Annotated in this window: 13 protein-coding genes; 8 read left to right on the forward strand and 5 right to left on the reverse strand. The window is 59.4% G+C overall.

Annotated features, from left to right (window positions below; genetic code table 11):
• The first annotated feature begins 48 nt into the window (after positions 1 to 48).
• The 3 genes from BVH74_RS09170 to lipB are packed head-to-tail and all read left to right on the forward strand — an operon-like array spanning position 49 to position 2,121.
• Entirely contained in the window at positions 49 to 1,209 is a 1,161-nt protein-coding gene (locus BVH74_RS09170) for a D-alanyl-D-alanine carboxypeptidase family protein (RefSeq protein ID WP_373279490.1), read from the forward strand.
• Between the two features lie 10 nt (positions 1,210 to 1,219).
• A complete protein-coding gene (locus BVH74_RS09175) occupies positions 1,220 to 1,495 on the forward strand; it encodes an HP0495 family protein (RefSeq protein WP_080049761.1) in 276 nt (91 codons plus the stop codon).
• Entirely contained in the window at positions 1,495 to 2,121 is a 627-nt protein-coding gene (lipB, locus tag BVH74_RS09180; protein WP_080049762.1) for a lipoyl(octanoyl) transferase LipB, read from the forward strand. Before BVH74_RS09175 ends, lipB begins: the two co-directional genes overlap by 1 nt.
• A 43-nt stretch (positions 2,122 to 2,164) precedes the next feature.
• Here lipB and lipA read toward each other — a convergent pair whose 3' ends face one another.
• Both lipA and BVH74_RS09190 read right to left on the reverse strand, forming a co-directional pair.
• Positions 2,165 to 3,214, reverse strand: coding sequence for a lipoyl synthase (lipA, locus tag BVH74_RS09185; RefSeq protein WP_080049763.1), 1,050 nt, complete (start codon positions 3,212 to 3,214; stop codon positions 2,165 to 2,167).
• A 162-nt stretch (positions 3,215 to 3,376) separates the two neighbouring features.
• Positions 3,377 to 4,660, reverse strand: coding sequence for a lytic murein transglycosylase (locus tag BVH74_RS09190; RefSeq protein WP_080049764.1), 1,284 nt, complete (start codon positions 4,658 to 4,660; stop codon positions 3,377 to 3,379).
• Between the two features lie 332 nt (positions 4,661 to 4,992).
• On the opposite strand from BVH74_RS09190, the gene BVH74_RS09195 reads away from it, so the two are divergent.
• The 5 genes from BVH74_RS09195 to BVH74_RS09215 all read left to right on the forward strand — a co-directional run bounded on the left by BVH74_RS09195 (position 4,993) and on the right by BVH74_RS09215 (position 11,822).
• Complete coding sequence (locus BVH74_RS09195; protein ID WP_080049765.1) at positions 4,993 to 6,306, forward strand: sialidase family protein; 1,314 nt, start codon at positions 4,993 to 4,995, stop codon at positions 6,304 to 6,306.
• On the forward strand, positions 6,303 to 6,896 hold the full coding sequence (locus BVH74_RS09200; RefSeq protein ID WP_231705586.1) for a hypothetical protein: 594 nt from the start codon (positions 6,303 to 6,305) through the stop codon (positions 6,894 to 6,896). Before BVH74_RS09195 ends, BVH74_RS09200 begins: the two co-directional genes overlap by 4 nt.
• A gap of 304 nt (positions 6,897 to 7,200) precedes the next feature.
• Complete coding sequence (locus BVH74_RS09205; protein ID WP_080049766.1) at positions 7,201 to 8,694, forward strand: SulP family inorganic anion transporter; 1,494 nt, start codon at positions 7,201 to 7,203, stop codon at positions 8,692 to 8,694.
• A gap of 20 nt (positions 8,695 to 8,714) precedes the next feature.
• Entirely contained in the window at positions 8,715 to 9,572 is an 858-nt protein-coding gene (locus BVH74_RS09210) for a universal stress protein (protein ID WP_231705587.1), read from the forward strand.
• A 213-nt stretch (positions 9,573 to 9,785) separates the two neighbouring features.
• On the forward strand, positions 9,786 to 11,822 hold the full coding sequence (locus BVH74_RS09215; RefSeq protein ID WP_080049767.1) for an LTA synthase family protein: 2,037 nt from the start codon (positions 9,786 to 9,788) through the stop codon (positions 11,820 to 11,822).
• 8 nt (positions 11,823 to 11,830) lie between these two features.
• Here BVH74_RS09215 and holA read toward each other — a convergent pair whose 3' ends face one another.
• Genes holA through leuS form a run of 3 tightly spaced genes read right to left on the reverse strand, consistent with a single transcriptional unit; the run spans position 11,831 to position 16,041 of the window.
• A complete protein-coding gene (gene holA, locus BVH74_RS09220) occupies positions 11,831 to 12,859 on the reverse strand; it encodes a DNA polymerase III subunit delta (protein WP_080049768.1) in 1,029 nt (342 codons plus the stop codon).
• 4 nt (positions 12,860 to 12,863) lie between these two features.
• Complete coding sequence (locus tag BVH74_RS09225) at positions 12,864 to 13,418, reverse strand: LPS-assembly lipoprotein LptE (RefSeq protein ID WP_080049769.1); 555 nt, start codon at positions 13,416 to 13,418, stop codon at positions 12,864 to 12,866.
• 16 nt (positions 13,419 to 13,434) lie between these two features.
• On the reverse strand, positions 13,435 to 16,041 hold the full coding sequence (gene leuS / locus BVH74_RS09230) for a leucine--tRNA ligase (RefSeq protein ID WP_080049770.1): 2,607 nt from the start codon (positions 16,039 to 16,041) through the stop codon (positions 13,435 to 13,437).
• Positions 16,042 to 16,134: the final 93 nt, after the last annotated feature.

Here is a 16,134-nt window from a genome sequence, read left to right on the forward strand (position 1 = left end):
CGTCCAACATCACTAGTGAGTAACATGCTGAAAAAACTGCTCAATACCCTGCTGATTACCGGTGTCGCCAGTATCGCCGGTCTGACCCAGGCCCAGGTTCCGACCCCCACCCCAAGTGCTATGCCGCAGATCGTGCCGGCCGCGCCGCAACTGGCGGCCAGCAGCTATATCCTGATGGATGCCAACAGTGGTGTGGTGCTGGTCGAGCACAATGCCGATGAGCGCCTGCCGCCGGCTAGTCTGACCAAGATGATGACCAGCTATATCGCCAGTCTTGAGTTGATCGAAGGGCGTATTGGCGAGCAGGACGAAGTGCTGATCAGCGAAACCGCCTGGCGCAAGGGTGGTTCAAAGATGTTCGTCGAAGTCGGTAACCGGGTGCCGTTCATCGACCTCAAGCGTGGCATCATCATTCAGTCAGGCAACGACGCCAGCATCGCCGTGGCCGAACATGTCGCCGGCAGCGAAGACGCCTTTGCCGATGTGATGAACACCCATGCCCGGCGTCTGGGGATGCGTAACACCAACTTCACCAACTCGACCGGATGGCCGGACGACAACCTGTATTCCAGCGCGCGCGACATGGCCATCCTGGCCCAGGCAATCATCCGTGACGATGTCGAGTACTACCCGATCTACAAGGAGAAGGAGTTTGTCTGGAACGGTATTCGCCAGGTCAACCGTAATCGTATGCTATGGCGTGACTCCAGTGTTGACGGGCTCAAGACCGGGCATACCGAAGCGGCAGGTTATTGCCTGGTGGCATCGGCCGAGCGTGACGGCATGCGCCTGATCTCGGTGGTTATGGGTACCAGCGGCGATGCGGTACGAACTGCCGAAACCCAGAAGCTGTTGACCTGGGGCTTTCGTTTCCACGAAACCCGGCGCTTCTATCAGCCGGGTCAGGTACTGTCCAGCGCCCGGGTCTGGGGTGGTGCCAACAAGCAGGTTGATGTTGGTCTGAGTGATGGTCTGATCCTGACCTTGCAACGTGGTCAGTTCGATGATCTGGAAGCCGGTATCAGCATGAATTCGGCGATCAAAGCGCCGATCAGCGCTGGCGATGTGCTTGGTACCGTTGAAGTCAAGCGTGGTGACAGTGTGGTCCACAGCGCGCCGTTGGTTGCCCTGGCCGATGTCGAGCGCGGTGGTCTGTTCTCGCGTTTGTGGGACAATATTCGCCTGTTCTTCTACGGCCTGTTCAACTGAGGAGCTGCGCATGAGCGAGACAACTCCTGAAGCCCCGCGAATCGAGTTTCCCTGCCAGTACCCGATCAAGGTGATTGGTGAGGCCGGGGAGGGGTTTACCGAATTGGTGATCAGTATCGTCGAGCGCCATGCGCCGGGAGTGGATAGCACGCTGGTCGAGGTGCGTGACAGCAAGAATGGTCGGTTCCTGTCGGTACGTCTGGAAATTACCGCGACCGGGCCGGATCAGTTGCAGGCGCTGCATGCTGAACTCAAGGCCACCGGGCGTGTGCACATGGTGTTGTGATGCCGGAACTGATCGTCCGTGATCTGGGGTTGGTTGATTACCTGCCAACCCTGGAGGCCATGCGCAAGCTGACTGCCGAGCGCGATCAACAGACAGTCGATGAGATCTGGCTGTTGCAGCATCCCAAGGTGTTCACCCAGGGACAGGCTGGCAAGGCTGAGCATGTGCTGGCGCCGGGCGATATTCCGGTGATCCAGGTCGAGCGCGGTGGTCAGGTAACCTACCATGGCCCCGGACAACTGGTCGGTTATCTGATGCTGGATCTGCGCCGGCTTGGCCTGGGGGTGCGTGAGCTGGTGACGGCCATGGAGCAAAGTCTGGTCGATGTACTGGCCGGTTATGGCATCCAGGCTGCGCCCAGGCCAGATGCGCCTGGGGTGTATGTGGATGGCGCGAAGATCGCCTCACTGGGCCTGCGGGTGCGGCGGGGTTGCTCTTTCCATGGTCTGGCCCTGAATGTCGATATGGACATGGAACCGTTTGCCCGGATCAATCCGTGTGGCTATTCCGGTCTGCGCATGACCCAGATGAGCGAGTTGCTGGGGCGGTCGGTAGCGATTGATGAAGTGGCGCTGCGATTGGAACAGGCCCTGCGCCGACGATTGGGGTATCTGCGCACCGATTGACTTGACCGGATCAACAGTCTTGTTTCGCGGCTGCGAGCCGCTTCTACTTGATATTCAGCGCCGGAATCAGATTCGGGTCGATGTCCTGACCCGGGACCGGAGCAGGGGCGGCCAGGCCCAGGTTGTTCTTCTCGAATACCCGGTCGGCCCGGTAGCTGGAGCGTACCAGCGGTCCGGCAGCGACTTCCATGAATCCTTTCTCAAGCCCCACTTCGCGGTAGCGGTTGAACTCTTCCGGGCTGACCCAGCGCTTGACCGGCAAGTGGTTGCGGGTCGGTTGCAGGTACTGGCCAAGGGTGACGATGTCCACACCGATGGCGCGCAGGTCATCGAAGGTTTGGAAAATCTCATCGTCGGTTTCACCCAGGCCAACCATCAGACTGGTCTTGGTCAGCACTTGAGGGCGATGGCGCTTGGCGTGTTCAAGAACTTTCAGGGTCTTTTCGTAGCCGGCACGCGGGTCGCGGACTTCGTAAGTCAGGCGTTTCACCGTTTCGACGTTCTGGGCGAACACTTCCAGACCGGAGTCGACCACCAGCTCAATCGCACTCAGTTCGGCATCGAAGTCTGGTGTCAGGGCTTCAACCACCACCTGAGGGGTACGCTGCTTGATCGCGCGAACACAGGCGGCATAGTGGCTGGCGCCGCCGTCGGCCAGGTCGTCACGGTCAACTGAGGTAAGCACGATGTAGCGCAGCGCCATCAGCTCGACTGACTTGGCGGTGTTTTCCGGCTCCTCATGATCGAGCCAGCCGTGCGGATTGCCGGTATCCACGGCGCAGAAGCGGCAGGCGCGAGTGCAGACCGAGCCCATCAGCATGATGGTGGCGGTGCCATTGGACCAGCACTCACCCATATTCGGGCAATGCGACTCCTGGCAGACGGTGCTCAGGCGATGTTCGGAGACGTTGCGCTTGACCGCTTCAAAACGGTCGCCGCCGGGTGCCTTGACCCGCAGCCACTTGGGTTTGGGCTCGAAAACCTGAGGCTCGGCAGAGGTACGGCGTTTCTGGCCGTCCTTGATGGCGGCAATACCCTGGGCATTGCGGAACTTTTCACCACTGGCGACAGTTTTTTGCTCGGCGTCAGACATCGGGGATCAGGGCTCCTGGTTAGAGGCTCCGGCTATGCCGTAGAAGAGGCTTGTGGCCTGGGCGCATTCTATCACAGAGTCGCCTGAGCGGCGCACGCTTCGCGGCCGCAGGCCGCTCCGCCGGAGTCGGGTTTTCGCAAGCGCGAAAGGGGGAGGGGGTCCCTAGAGTTCGCGTAATTTTTCCAGCAGCGCCGGAGATGGGTAGCCGTCGGCGGGCCATTCCAGAGTTTGCTGGAAGCGGCGAATTGCCTGGCGGGTATTGGCTCCGATGATGCCATCTACGCCGCCCGGCTCGAAACCGCCTGCGCTCAGCCGTTCCTGGAGTTCCAGACGTTCGCTACGTGACAGTGGTCGGTCGTCGGTCGGCCAGTTGCCGTTGATCTGGCCGGCATTCTGGAAGCGTTCGCTGAGCAGGCCGATGGCCAGCGCGTAGCTGGTGGAGTTGTTGTAGCGCAGGATGCTGCGAAAGTTGTTCATGACCAGAAAAGCTGGGCCGCGATGGCCGGCCGGTAACAGCAAAGAGGCGCTGTGCTCGCCAGGATTGGCTCGCAGAGCCCGGCCATTGCCATCACGTACTCCCAGCGTGCTCCAGTCGCTCAATGGCTTGCGCACATTCATGTCGGCCAGAGCGTAATCGAAGTCATTCGGCAGGGTGACTTCCAGGCCCCAGGGTTGACCGCTTTGCCAGCCTGAAGCGTTGAGGTAGTTGGCCGCAGAGGCCAGAGCATCGGCCGAAGAATTCCAGATATCACGTTTGCCATTGCCGTCGAAGTCCACCGCATAGCTGTTGTAGGTGGTGGGAATGAACTGGGTCTGGCCCATGGCGCCTGCCCAGGAGCCGAGCATCCGCTCCGGGGTGATGTCACCGCGCTGAAGAATCTCCAGGGCTGCCAACAACTGAGTGCGGGCAAACACCGGACGGCGCCCTTCATAGGCCAGGGTGGCCAGCGAGCGTACTACCTGGCGGTCGCCCATATTGTTGCCGTAGTTGCTTTCCAGCCCCCAGATGGCGACCAGAATATGGCGGTCGACCCCATAGCGCTGCTCGATGGCATTCAGTGTATCGTGTTGCTGAAGCAGCAGACGCTTGCCGCTGGCGACCCGTTGCGGTGACACTGCGCCGTCAAGGTATTCCCAGACGGGACGGGTAAACTCCGGTTGACTCTGGTCGGCGCGCAGAACCCCTGGGTCCGGTTGCAGGCCAGTGGTAACCCGGTCGAACAGGTCGGCCCTGATGCCGGCCTGGAGTGCATCCTGGCGCAATTCGCCCAGCCAATGGGCAAAGCTTTGGGCTGGGGCGCTGGGGGTAAGAGCGGCGCTGGTTGGTGAGGCGGTGCTTGCAGTCTGAATCGGGGTGTCGGCACAGGCAGCCAGGGCCAGCATGCCAACGCCGGCGATGGCCAGAAAGCGACTTGCTGTGGCGCGAAGTGTTTGGGTTTTCAGCATTCAAAGTTCCAGCAGAATCCGGGTTTCGATCATAGGCAGTCAGTAGTGTTGCCTCACTGTAGCATGCTGGTCAGGTCGAGGATATCGAACCAAACCTGTGCTTGTTGGAGTCGTGGGGATTGAGCTCGGTTCCGTCTTGCCGGGCAGGTTGCGAAAAATCGCTGTGCAATGAACTAAGTTCCTTGCCTGCGGGTCGTATTCGCAGTGCCAGGAGAGTCTTGAGAGTGCCATTGTGTCGACCCGATGTTATCGATGGGATTGACAGGTTGATCAAGGTCGAACAATTCATGCCAGTTGCCAGGGAAGGGCAAATAACAAGAGGTTTAGGAGTGATGAAGGTCTTGGGGATGCTGGGCCGGCGGGCCATGTTGGCGCCGCTGGTGGTAGTTGTGTTCGTTTCAGCTTCGCTGACCCGGCCTGATTACCAATGGTCGGGATTTCAGGTGCCGGAGGTCTCGGGCAACACTCTGGAGGCGATCAGTGAACAATTGTCTGGGCATGAGCGCAAGCCGGTCTATGAGCAGCGTTTTGCTTCATCGGATCTTGACGAGTTCGTACACTCGCCCTCGATTACCGCGTTGCCTGATGGCGGGCTGATGGCGGCCTGGTTTGCCGGCTCGCGTGAGGGCGCGGCGGATGTTGAAATACGTACATCACGCTTTGATCCGGCTACGGGCTGGTCAGACGAAGAGGCCCTGGTAACCCGGGAAATGACCCGTCAGGCGCTTGGCAAACCAATCCGCAAGCTGGGCAACCCGGTGATTGCTTTGGCCCCGGATCAACGCCTGTGGCTGTTCTATGTATCGGTATCGCTGGGCGGCTGGGCTGGCAGTGCGATCAACAGCATGGTTTCCGAGGATTTTGGCCAGAGCTGGTCTGAGCCACAGCAACTGGTGACTTCCCCTTTTATCAATATCAGTACCCTGGTGCGGGCTGCTCCGGTCTTTCATCAGGATGGCTCAATCGGTCTGCCGGTCTATCACGAGTTTCTCGGCAAGTTTCCCGAATATCTCTATCTGAGCGCCGATGGGCGGATTCAGGACAAGTTTCGGATTGCTGACGGCACCAATTCACTGCAACCAACGGTAGTGCCTCTGGATGAGCAGAGGGCAATCGCGCTGTTGCGCTATGCCGGGCGACGCGGGCATGCCCTGGCGGCAGTGACCGAGGATGGCGGGCGCACCTGGAGCGAGGAGCAGGTCATTGCACCCTGGAATCCCAACAGTTCGCTGGCGGCGGTACGCTCGCATCGCAATACCCTGCTGGTGGCGCAGAACAACCTGATCGACGGCCGCTTTCGTCTGAGCCTGGATGAGTCAACACCAAGCCTTAGCACCTGGTCGCTGGTCATGGATCTGGATTCTTCGCCCGATCCTGATGGTCAACCCTTTGCCCGGGAAGACTATGAGCCTCTGTTGGCTACCAAGTTTATTGCCTCTAGCGGAGAACGGCGGCGCTCGTTGGTAAACAAGTTTATGCAGCAACTGGATCAGCGCTTGTGCCGTGATGGTGCCTGCGTATTCGAGTATGAGTACCCCTACATGATCAATGCCGGTAATGGCGTGTTCCATCTGGTGTATGCCTGGAACAACAGCTTCATCAAGCATGTGTCTTTCAATACCGACTGGCTGGAGGTGCAACCGTGATTCTCACCACCTGGGTTGCTTATCTGGCATTTACTCTGTTGCTTTTTTTGCTTTTGCCGGTGAGCCGCTTGCCGGTTGGCTGGCGCTGGGCCGTACTCGTTGTGGCGCTTGTTCTGGGAGCACTGCCATTGATTGATGGCTTGTCGCTGGCAGGCTATCTGCGGGCTTTTACTGATGATCTGGCAATTACCAGTCTGGTCGCGCTGTCTGCCGCGACGCTGGTGCGCCTGGGATGGCTGTCATCTCCGGTGCGGCAACACAAGCTGGAGTGCTATCTGCTGTTTGCCCTGATGGGGTTGGCGCTCTACCCGGCGGCCATGGGGCTAGGCATGCTGGACCCCTATCGCTTGGGCTATAGCCCGGATGGGTTGTTGCTCGTTGTGGCGGTCCTGACGCTGCTGATGCTATGGCGGGGCAACCTGCTCGCGGTGCTGATGCTGACGCTGGCCACCCTGGGCTACGCTCTGGAGCTTAAGGCCTCCGGCAACTATTGGGATTATTTGCTGGATCCGTTTATCGTTTTGTTTGCGCTCTGGAGCTTGTGCCGTGATCTGGTGCTAGGGGTGTTCCGGCGCCTTTGGCCGGCCTGAGCTGGCGGAGCACTCAGGTCTCTAAGGAACATGCTCGGTAGCTGTTGGCTACCCAGTATGCTAAAGTCCGCCCCCTTTGATTGAACTATGGCTCTGTTCATCGTGTTGACTCTCTCCGGCGTTACGCCACCGTAGTTTTCTGCCTTCCGGCCGTCAGGCCGCGCTCCCATCCACGCTGTTGGCGGTCGGGTGGAATTTTTCGTGCCCCCTCAAACTGTCATTGTTTCGCTCGTCTGTGACAGAGCGGCTGATGTGTTGTTTTCGGGTTTCTTGCAGTTTTCTGAATCTTGTTAATGGACGTGGTATGACTCTTATCCAATCGGTAAGACAAAACTGGTTTGCCAATATTCGTGGCGATCTACTGGCCGGACTGGTTGTAGCGCTGGCGCTGATTCCTGAAGCCATTGCTTTCTCAATCATCGCTGGGGTTGACCCCAAGGTCGGGCTGTATGCGTCATTCTGTATCGCCGTGATCATTGCCTTTACCGGCGGTCGGCCGGGGATGATTTCCGCCGCTACCGGAGCCATGGCGCTGTTGATGGTCACTCTGGTGCGCGAGCACGGCCTGGAGTATCTGCTGGCCGCGACTGTTCTCTGTGGGGTTCTGCAGATTGGTGCCGGATATCTCAAGCTCGGTTCGTTGATGCGTTTTGTGTCCCGCTCGGTGGTGACTGGCTTTGTCAACGCTCTGGCGATTCTGATTTTCATGGCGCAATTGCCAGAGCTGATCGATGTCACCTGGCATGTCTATGCCATGACTGCTGGTGGGCTGGCGATCATCTACCTTTTCCCCTATGTGCCGGTGCTCGGCAAGCTGATTCCTTCTCCGCTGGTATGTATCCTGCTGTTGACAGGATTGGCCATGTACCTGGGGCTGAATATCAATACCGTATCCGGTATGGGCGAGCTGCCGGATACGCTTCCGGTATTCCTCTGGCCGCAGGTGCCACTGACTTTGGAGACGCTGTGGATCATTCTGCCGTACTCGGCGGCGTTGGCGGTGGTTGGTCTGCTGGAGTCCATGATGACTGCGACCATCGTTGACGACCTGACCGATACCAGCAGCGACAAGAACCGTGAGTGCAAAGGTCAGGGCATCGCCAACATCGGTGCTGGTCTGATGGGAGGTATGGCTGGTTGCGCGATGATTGGTCAGTCGGTGATCAACGTCAAATCGGGGGGGCGCACCCGGTTGTCCTGCCTGACCGCCGGTGTGGTGTTGTTGATCATGGTGGTGTTCCTCAGTGACTGGGTTGGGCAGATTCCGATGGCGGCTCTGGTTGCCGTGATGATCATGGTCTCGATCGGAACTTTCAGCTGGGACTCGTTGCGCAATCTGAAGAAGCACCCGTTATCAACCAATATCGTCATGCTGGCGACTGTGATCGTCACCGTTGCGACTCACAATCTGGCCTATGGTGTCTTTGTTGGTGTGCTGCTGGCGGCGTTGTTCTTCGCCAATAAAATGGGGCATTACCTGCATATCGCTAGTGAAGTGGATCCGCGTGGGCGGCAACGGACCTATCGGGTGGTTGGGCAGGTGTTCTTCAGTTCTTCCGACAAGTTCGTTACGGCCTTTGACTTCAAGGAAGCCCTTGATAAGGTGGTTATTGATCTCAGCCGTGCGCATTTCTGGGATATCACGGCGGTGGCGGCGCTGGACAAGGTCGTTCTCAAGTTCCGTCGCGAAGGTGCCGAAGTCGAGATCGTTGGCCTCAATCAGGCCAGTGCTACCATCGTAGATCGGTTTGGTGTGCACGATAAGCCTGATGCTGTCGACAAGCTGATGGGCCACTGATAAACAACAAGGAGAAATGTGTGACCACAGTGAATGTGCTTGCCTGTATCGATGCCTCCCGGTCAGCCACTGGTGTTTGCGACTATGCCGCCTGGGCCAGTCTGCGACTGGATGCGCCACTGGTGTTTCTGCATGTGCTGGATCATTCGAGTTTTCCGGTGCACGGCGACCTGTCGGGCAATATTGGCCTGGGTAGCCGTGAGCACCTGCTTGAAGAGCTGGCCAATCTCGACGAAAAGCGCGCCAGGCTGATGCGTGAGCAGGGTCAGTTGATGCTGGAGGCGGCGCTGGAGCGTGCCCGGGCTGATGGTGTCGCTGAACCTGTCAGCCGGCAACGGCATGGCGATCTGGTCGATACTTTGCAGGAGCTGGAGCCGGAAATCCGCTTGCTGGTCATGGGACGCCAGGGCGAAGAGGCAGACTCTCTGGGCCGGCATGTCGGCACCCACCTAGAAAGTGTTGTGCGTACCATGCACCGGCCGATTCTGGTGACTGCCGGGGAATTCCGTCCGCCGCGCAGCGTAATGCTGGCCTTCGACAATGGTCCGAGCACGCGCAAGGGTGTCGACATGATTGCCGATAGCCTCTTGTTCAAGGGGATGCCGATCCATCTGCTGATGGTCGGGGCTGATACCAAGGATGCATGGGAAGCCTTGAATGCGGCTAAAGCCCGACTGGAGCAGGCCGGTCATCAGGTCGAGGCAGCCATTCGTGCAGGTGAAGTGGAGGCTACGCTGCTTGACTATGAGGCGGAATACGATATCGACATGATCGTTATGGGTGCTTACGGCCACTCGCGGATTCGTCAGTTCTTCGTCGGCAGCACTACCACCAACATTCTGGCTAGAACTACCCGGCCGTTGCTGCTGCTACGCTAACCTTCCCATATGTGCAGCCTGGGGCTTGCCCCGGGGCTGTCTGCCGGCAGGCATTGCCCGGCATGGCCATCCCAGTTATTTTTTGCAACATATTGGAACAAGTTCATTGCCGTTAGGTCTGATGGCGGTATGACTGTGTGTCGGTATCTGGGGGGTGGTTGGCGCCGGCCTGCGGTTTCGTTTGATTAGTGACAATAATTCCAAGGAGCCGACATGGCCTGGCTGCAGTCCCGTCGTTTGCACTTCCTGCTGGGGGGGGTGCTGATTCTGTTTCTGGTTTTCGCCGCTCTGCGTGGCGTTTTCCTGATCGCTTTTTCTGCGGTAGAGCCTGGGGTCGATCAGCCCTGGTCGCTGGTGCTGGAAACCTTGGGGGTCGGCTTGCGCTTTGATCTGCGCCTGGCGATTCTGGTCATGTTGCCGTTCATGTTCCTGGCCTGGCTGCCGCTGTGGAACAGTGTCAGGTCCAAAGTATTGCGCCGGCTGGGACGCAGCTATCTGTTAGTGGTGCTGGCGCTGTTGTTCTTCATGTATTTTCTCGATTTTGGGCATTATGCCTACTTGGGCGTGCGGCTCAATGCCTCGGTACTCAAGTTCAGCGAAGATGCGTTGATCTCCCGGCAAATGCTGTGGGAGAGCTACCCGGTGGTATGGATTTGTCTGGGCTGGCTGGCGCTGACTCTGCTGACCTTCTGGCTGCTGGGTCTGCTTGAGCGGGTGACGCTGGATCGCCCGGCCAGGCCGATTGCGCTGTGGCCGCGGATCTGGGGCAGTGCGCTGATGACGGTAGTGGTGTTCCTGGCGATTCTTGGGCGCACCAGCAACATCAATCTGGAAAATCCGGTGCCACTGCGCTGGAATGATGCCTTTTTTGCCGGAGACAGCCAGTTGGGCGCTCTGGGGCTTAATCCGGTGATTTTCTTCTACGATACCCTCAAGGTACCGGCCGAGCGCTATGACCTGGGACAGGTGCGTGAGCATTATTCGGTGGTGAGCGAGTATCTGGGCGTGAGCCAGCCGGATATCGATCAGTTGAATTTCACTCGTCAGGTGGCGGTACAGCCACATCGGCTTGATCTCAGTGAGCGCCCGAATGTGGTGTTCATCATGCTTGAATCGCTCGGCACCACCGCGGTGGGAGCCTACGGCAATCCCTTGCAGCCGACCCCGAATATCGACCGACTGGCCCAGCAAAGCTGGTTTTTCCGGCACTTCTATGTGCCGGTGACGGGTACCGCCAAGACTGTCTGGGCCAGTATTACTGGTATTCCCGATGTGTCGCGTCAGGAAACGGCCACCCGCAACCCGTTGATCACCAATCAGCACAGTCTGATCAACGAGCTCAGGGACTACCACAAGCTCTATACCATCGGTGGCAATTCCGGTTGGGCTAACATGAATGCGCTGATCCGTCAGTCGGTTGATGATGTGCAGTTGTATGAAGAGGGCTATTGGCAGGCCAGGAATGTGGATGTCTGGGGAGTGTCTGACCTTGATCTGTTCAAGGAAACGGACAAGCTGCTGCGTGAACTGCCCAAGGACAAGCCATTCTTTGCCTATATCCAGACTGCCGGCAATCACCGGCCGTTCACTATTCCCCAGGACAATGACGGGTTCGAGGTGATCGAGCGCTCGGTGGAAGAAGTTCAGGCCGCCGGCTCACGCAGTGTTGCTCAGTACAACGCAGTGCGCCTGCTTGATTTCAACATCGGCCGGTTCATGGAAATGGCCGAGGCTAGCGGCTATCTGCATAACACCATCTTTGTGATGTTTGGTGATCACAATACCCGGATCGCCAATATCGATTATATGAAACCGGCATTCGACAAACTGGGGCTGGAAAGCAACAACGTGCCGCTGCTGATCTATGCGCCGGGCTATCTTGAACCGCGTGAGTTTGAAGAGGCGGTAGGCTTGACCGATCTGTTGCCGACTCTCGCCGGGCTGCTTGGTATCGAGTATGAAACCCGGGTCATGGGCCGTGATCTATTCACGCCCGCACCGGAAGGCGAGCGAGTGGTGCCGCTGGTGTTGCGTGAGGGCTCGTTCCCGTTGATTGGCGCGGTGAGCAAGGACTTTCTGTTGCAGATGAATCACGATGGTACTCAACCGAGTTTGCACGATCTGCATTCGGACACCCCGCTGGATAACGTGGCTGAGCAATATCCTGAGGAATATCAGCGACTGCTGCCGCTGACCCGAGGCCTGTATGAAACTTCGCGCTACATGCTGTATGACAATGTCAGGAAGTAGACACCGGCTTACAGTCTGATTCGCGCGCCGGCTGCCTGCACCAGGATTAACGCCAGGGTATCCCAGGCTGAGCCGGGCTGCAGGCCCTTGATCTGCTCGTCGGCCTGTTGAGCCTGTTGCAGCCAGCCGGTCCAACGGCTGGCCGGGTGGCGTTGCAGGGCCTGGCTCAGCACCGGCTTGCGCTTGTCCCAGACCGGTGGGCGTTGGCTGGCGAAGACCCGATCCAGAGGCACTCCGCGGCCAAGGTCCTGGGCCATGGCGGCCAGGCTGCGCAGTTCGCGACTCAGGGCCCAGAGCACCACCGGCGCTTCCACGCCTTCACCCTTGAGCCCGTGCAGGATGCGTAGGGCGTGTTCGCCCTGGCCCAGCAGCATGGCGTCGACCAGATTGAAGACATCGAAACGGGCGCTGTCGGCGACGACCTGCTGCACGGTATCCAGGTTCAGGACCCCGCCACTACAAAACAGCTTGAGCTTCTCGATCTCCTGGGCGGCGGCCAGCAGGTTACCCTCGACCCTGGCGCTCAGCAATTCCAGTGCTTCAGGGCTGGCCTGAATCCCGGCAGCGGCCAGCCGATCACGCATCCAACTGGGCAACTGGGCGCTTTCCACTGGCCAGATTTGAATGAAACGCGAGTTGGGGTGTTCGATCAGCGCCTTGGCCCATTTACTGCGTTGGGTGCTGCCGTCGAGTTTGGGCAGGCTGATCAGCAGGGTGGTGTCGGCTGGCGGTTCCTGCAGATAGGCGAGCAGGGCTTTGGCGCCTTCATCGCCGGGTTTGCCGCTGGGAATGCGCAACTCTAGCAGACGCTGGCTGGCGAACAGTGACAGGCTGTGGCTGGCCTCATACAGCTGCGCCCAGTCGAAACCGCGTTCGACCTGGAACACCTGACGTTCTTCACAGCCGGCGCTACGGCAGGCCTGGCGAATGCTGTCGGCGGCTTCGCCGGTCAGCAGCGGATCATCGCCACTGACTACCCAGACCGGCGCCAGCTCTTCCTTGAGCTGGCGTGCAAGTTGCCCGCTGTTGAGCTTCATCGGCTCAGGGGGCGGCCCGGTCGAGTTCGCGCTCGCGGGCTTGCAGTTCGCGGCTACTCAGGCTCGACAGACGCAATAGCAGCTGACGGCTGAGGTCGCGACGCATTTCTTGGCGCAGCAGTTCTTCTTCTTCACTGCCGGCGACCACGTTGTCGCGATCACGGACCAGGGCGCGCTGGGCTTCCAGGGTCTCGGGACCAACCAGGGCGCGGCCCTGGCGATCGAGAATCTGGTAGCTCAAACGGCTAGTGAGCTGAAACTCGGCCGGGCTGGCGCGAGTGGTGTAGCTGACCGCGCTGCGCTCGTTCTGCTCACCCAGCAATTGCAGGTGGTAAGGTGCACTGGCGCTGAGGCGAACTCCGCTGCTGCGCAGCATGTCGCGCACTTCCTGGTGAGTCTGGCCGAGGTTGTCGATCGCGCTGAGTCGCAGCTCTCGCAGCTCGACATTCTCCAGGGCGCCGCTACCAGTGCCGCGCAGTTGGAAGCCGCAGCCACTCAGAACCAGGGTTATACCCAGCAGGGTGGCGGTGAGTAGTCGTCGGGGGCGATTCAGGGACATCCGCTTTCTCCGTTTCTCAATTGGCGACGATATTGACCAGCTTGCCGGGGACCACGATCACCTTGCGGATAGTCAGGCCCTCGGTAAAGCGTTGTACGTTCTCGTTGTCGCGGGCGCAGGCTTCGATGGTCTCACGGCTGGCCTCCACGGCTACCTCGATATGGCCGCGCAGCTTGCCGTTGACCTGGACCACCAGTTGCAGGCTGTCCTGAACCAGTGCGGCCTCGTCGACCTGCGGCCAGCGGGCATCTATAACCGGGTCCTGATGTCCCAGGGCCTGCCACAGCGCATGACTGATGTGTGGGGTAATCGGGGCCAGCAGCAGGGCCACGGTTTCCAGCCCTTCATGCAGCAGGGCACGATCCTGATCGCTGGTCTGCCCGGCCTTTTCCAATACGTTCATCAGGGTCATCACGGCGGCGATGGCGGTGTTGAACTTGTGGTGCTGGCCGATATCCTGGCTGGCTTGCCTGATAGCCAGGTGGGTGGCCCGGCGCACGGCTTTCTGCTCATCATTGAGGTTGGCTGTGTCCAGAGCTGCTGGGGTTCCGGCAGCCACATGTTGGCTGGCCAAACGCCAGACCCGACGCAGGAAGCGCTGTGCACCTTCAACCCCTGAGTCGGACCATTCCAGGCTCATGTCCGGCGGTGAGGCGAACATCATGAACAGGCGGCAAGTGTCAGCGCCGTACTGATCGATCATCGCTTGTGGGTCGACGCCGTTGTTCTTCGACTTGGACATCTTTTCGGTGCCGCCGATTTCCACCGGCTGGCCGTCGCTCTTGAGACGTGCGCTGGTGATCTTGCCCTTGGCATCGCGTTCGACTTCAACATCGGCCGGATTGAACCAGATCTTGGCGCCATTGCTATCCAGGCGGAAATAAGTATCGGCCAGTACCATGCCCTGGGTCAGCAGGTTCTTGAACGGCTCATCGGAGCTGACCAGTCCTTCGTCACGCATCAGCTTGTGGAAGAAGCGGGCGTAGAGCAGGTGCAGGATTGCGTGTTCGATGCCGCCGATGTATTGGTCGACCGGTAGCCAATGGTTGGCAGCTTCGGGGTCGACCATGCCCTGCTCGTAGTGGGGCGAGGCGTAGCGGGCGAAATACCAGGAGCTTTCTACGAAGGTGTCCATGGTGTCAGTTTCGCGCTTGGCCGCAGCACCGCATTTGGGGCAGGTGCATTCATAGAATTCGGGCATTTTCGCCAGCGGGCTGCCGGCGCCATCGGGCACTACGTCTTCAGGCAGCACGACCGGCAACTGGTCTTCTGGTACTGGTACGTCGCCGCAGTTGTCGCAATGGATGATCGGGATCGGACAGCCCCAGTAGCGCTGACGGCTGATACCCCAGTCGCGCAGGCGGAACTGAGTTCGCGGCTGGCCCAGCCCCTTTTGCTGCAGCACTTCGCCTATGGCGGTGAAGGCGCTGTCGTAATCCAGGCCATCAAACTCGTCGGAGTTGAGCAGTTCGCCCTTTTCGCCGTAGGCGTCTTGCCAGGGGGCGGGGGTAGTGTCGCCAACTGAGGTGCGGATCACTGGTTTGATCGGCAGGTTGTACTTGCTGGCAAACTCGAAATCGCGTTCGTCATGGGCCGGCACCGCCATGACTGCGCCTTCGCCGTAGCCCATCAACACGTAGTTGGCGATCCAGACTGTCAGCTTCTCACCGGTCAGCGGATGCAGGACGTACAGGTTGGTTGGCAGACCTTTCTTTTCCTGGGTGGCGATATCAGCCTCGGCCACGCCGCCGCGCTTGCACTCGTCAACGAAGGTCTGCAGGCGGGGGTTGCCGCTGGCGGCCAGGGTAGCCAGCGGGTGTTCGGCTGCCACCGCCACGTAGGTGGCGCCCATCAGGGTATCGGGGCGGGTGGTGAAGACTTTGAGTTTGCCGTCTGCGCCGATGCTGTCGCGGTCGTAGGGGAAGTGCACTTCCATGCCCACTGACTTGCCGATCCAGTTGCGCTGCATGGTCTTGACCTGCTCCGGCCAGCCGGGCAGATCATCGAGCGAGCTGAGCAGTTCTTCGGCGTAGTCGGTGATGCGGAAATAGTACATCGGGATTTCGCGCTTCTCGATCAGCGCACCGCTGCGCCAGCCGCGACCGTCGATCACCTGCTCGTTGGCCAGTACGGTCTGGTCGATAGGGTCCCAGTTGACCGTGCCATTCTTGCGATAGATCACGCCTTTCTCGAACAGCCGGGTAAACAGCCACTGCTCCCAGCGGTAGTAATCGGGGCGGCAGGTGGTGACTTCACGGCTCCAGTCGATGGCCAGGCCCAGACTTTTGAGCTGGGTGCGCATGTAGTCGATGTTCGAATAGGTCCAGGCGGCCGGGGCTACCTTGTTGTTCATGGCTGCGTTTTCCGCCGGCATGCCGAAGGCGTCCCAGCCCATCGGCTGCAGGACATTCTTGCCCTGCATGCGCTGATAGCGGGCGATCACGTCACCGATGGTGTAGTTGCGCACATGCCCCATGTGTAGTTTGCCGCTGGGGTAAGGAAACATCGACAGGCAGTAGAAGGTGTCCTGGTCGGGGGTTTCTTCAACCTTGAACGCCTGGGTGCTGTCCCAGGCGTTCTGGGCGGCGGCTTCGATCTCACGGGGGAAATACTGTTCTTGCATAGCGTTGGGCTTCAATCTCGATGACGCGGATTCGAAAAGTAATGCGGCAGGATACACCACCGGGGGCGGCTCAGGTAGTCGTATGCCATTCGT

Origin of the sequence: Halopseudomonas phragmitis, from assembly GCF_002056295.1 — a bacterium.
Taxonomy (GTDB): domain Bacteria; phylum Pseudomonadota; class Gammaproteobacteria; order Pseudomonadales; family Pseudomonadaceae; genus Halopseudomonas; species Halopseudomonas phragmitis.

Bases quoted from the DNA above. Each gene is read 5' to 3' on its own strand.
- BVH74_RS09175 (WP_080049761.1), top strand. From the start codon at position 1,220: ATGAGCGAGACAACTCCTGAAGCCCCGCGAATCGAGTTTCCCTGCCAG.
- lipB (WP_080049762.1), top strand. From the start codon at position 1,495: ATGCCGGAACTGATCGTCCGTGATCTGGGGTTGGTTGATTACCTGCCA.
- lipA (WP_080049763.1), bottom strand. From the start codon at position 3,214: ATGTCTGACGCCGAGCAAAAAACTGTCGCCAGTGGTGAAAAGTTCCGC.
- BVH74_RS09190 (WP_080049764.1), bottom strand. From the start codon at position 4,660: ATGCTGAAAACCCAAACACTTCGCGCCACAGCAAGTCGCTTTCTGGCC.
- BVH74_RS09195 (WP_080049765.1), top strand. From the start codon at position 4,993: ATGAAGGTCTTGGGGATGCTGGGCCGGCGGGCCATGTTGGCGCCGCTG.
- BVH74_RS09205 (WP_080049766.1), top strand. From the start codon at position 7,201: ATGACTCTTATCCAATCGGTAAGACAAAACTGGTTTGCCAATATTCGT.
- BVH74_RS09215 (WP_080049767.1), top strand. From the start codon at position 9,786: ATGGCCTGGCTGCAGTCCCGTCGTTTGCACTTCCTGCTGGGGGGGGTG.
- holA (WP_080049768.1), bottom strand. From the start codon at position 12,859: ATGAAGCTCAACAGCGGGCAACTTGCACGCCAGCTCAAGGAAGAGCTG.
- BVH74_RS09225 (WP_080049769.1), bottom strand. From the start codon at position 13,418: ATGTCCCTGAATCGCCCCCGACGACTACTCACCGCCACCCTGCTGGGT.
- leuS (WP_080049770.1), bottom strand. From the start codon at position 16,041: ATGCAAGAACAGTATTTCCCCCGTGAGATCGAAGCCGCCGCCCAGAAC.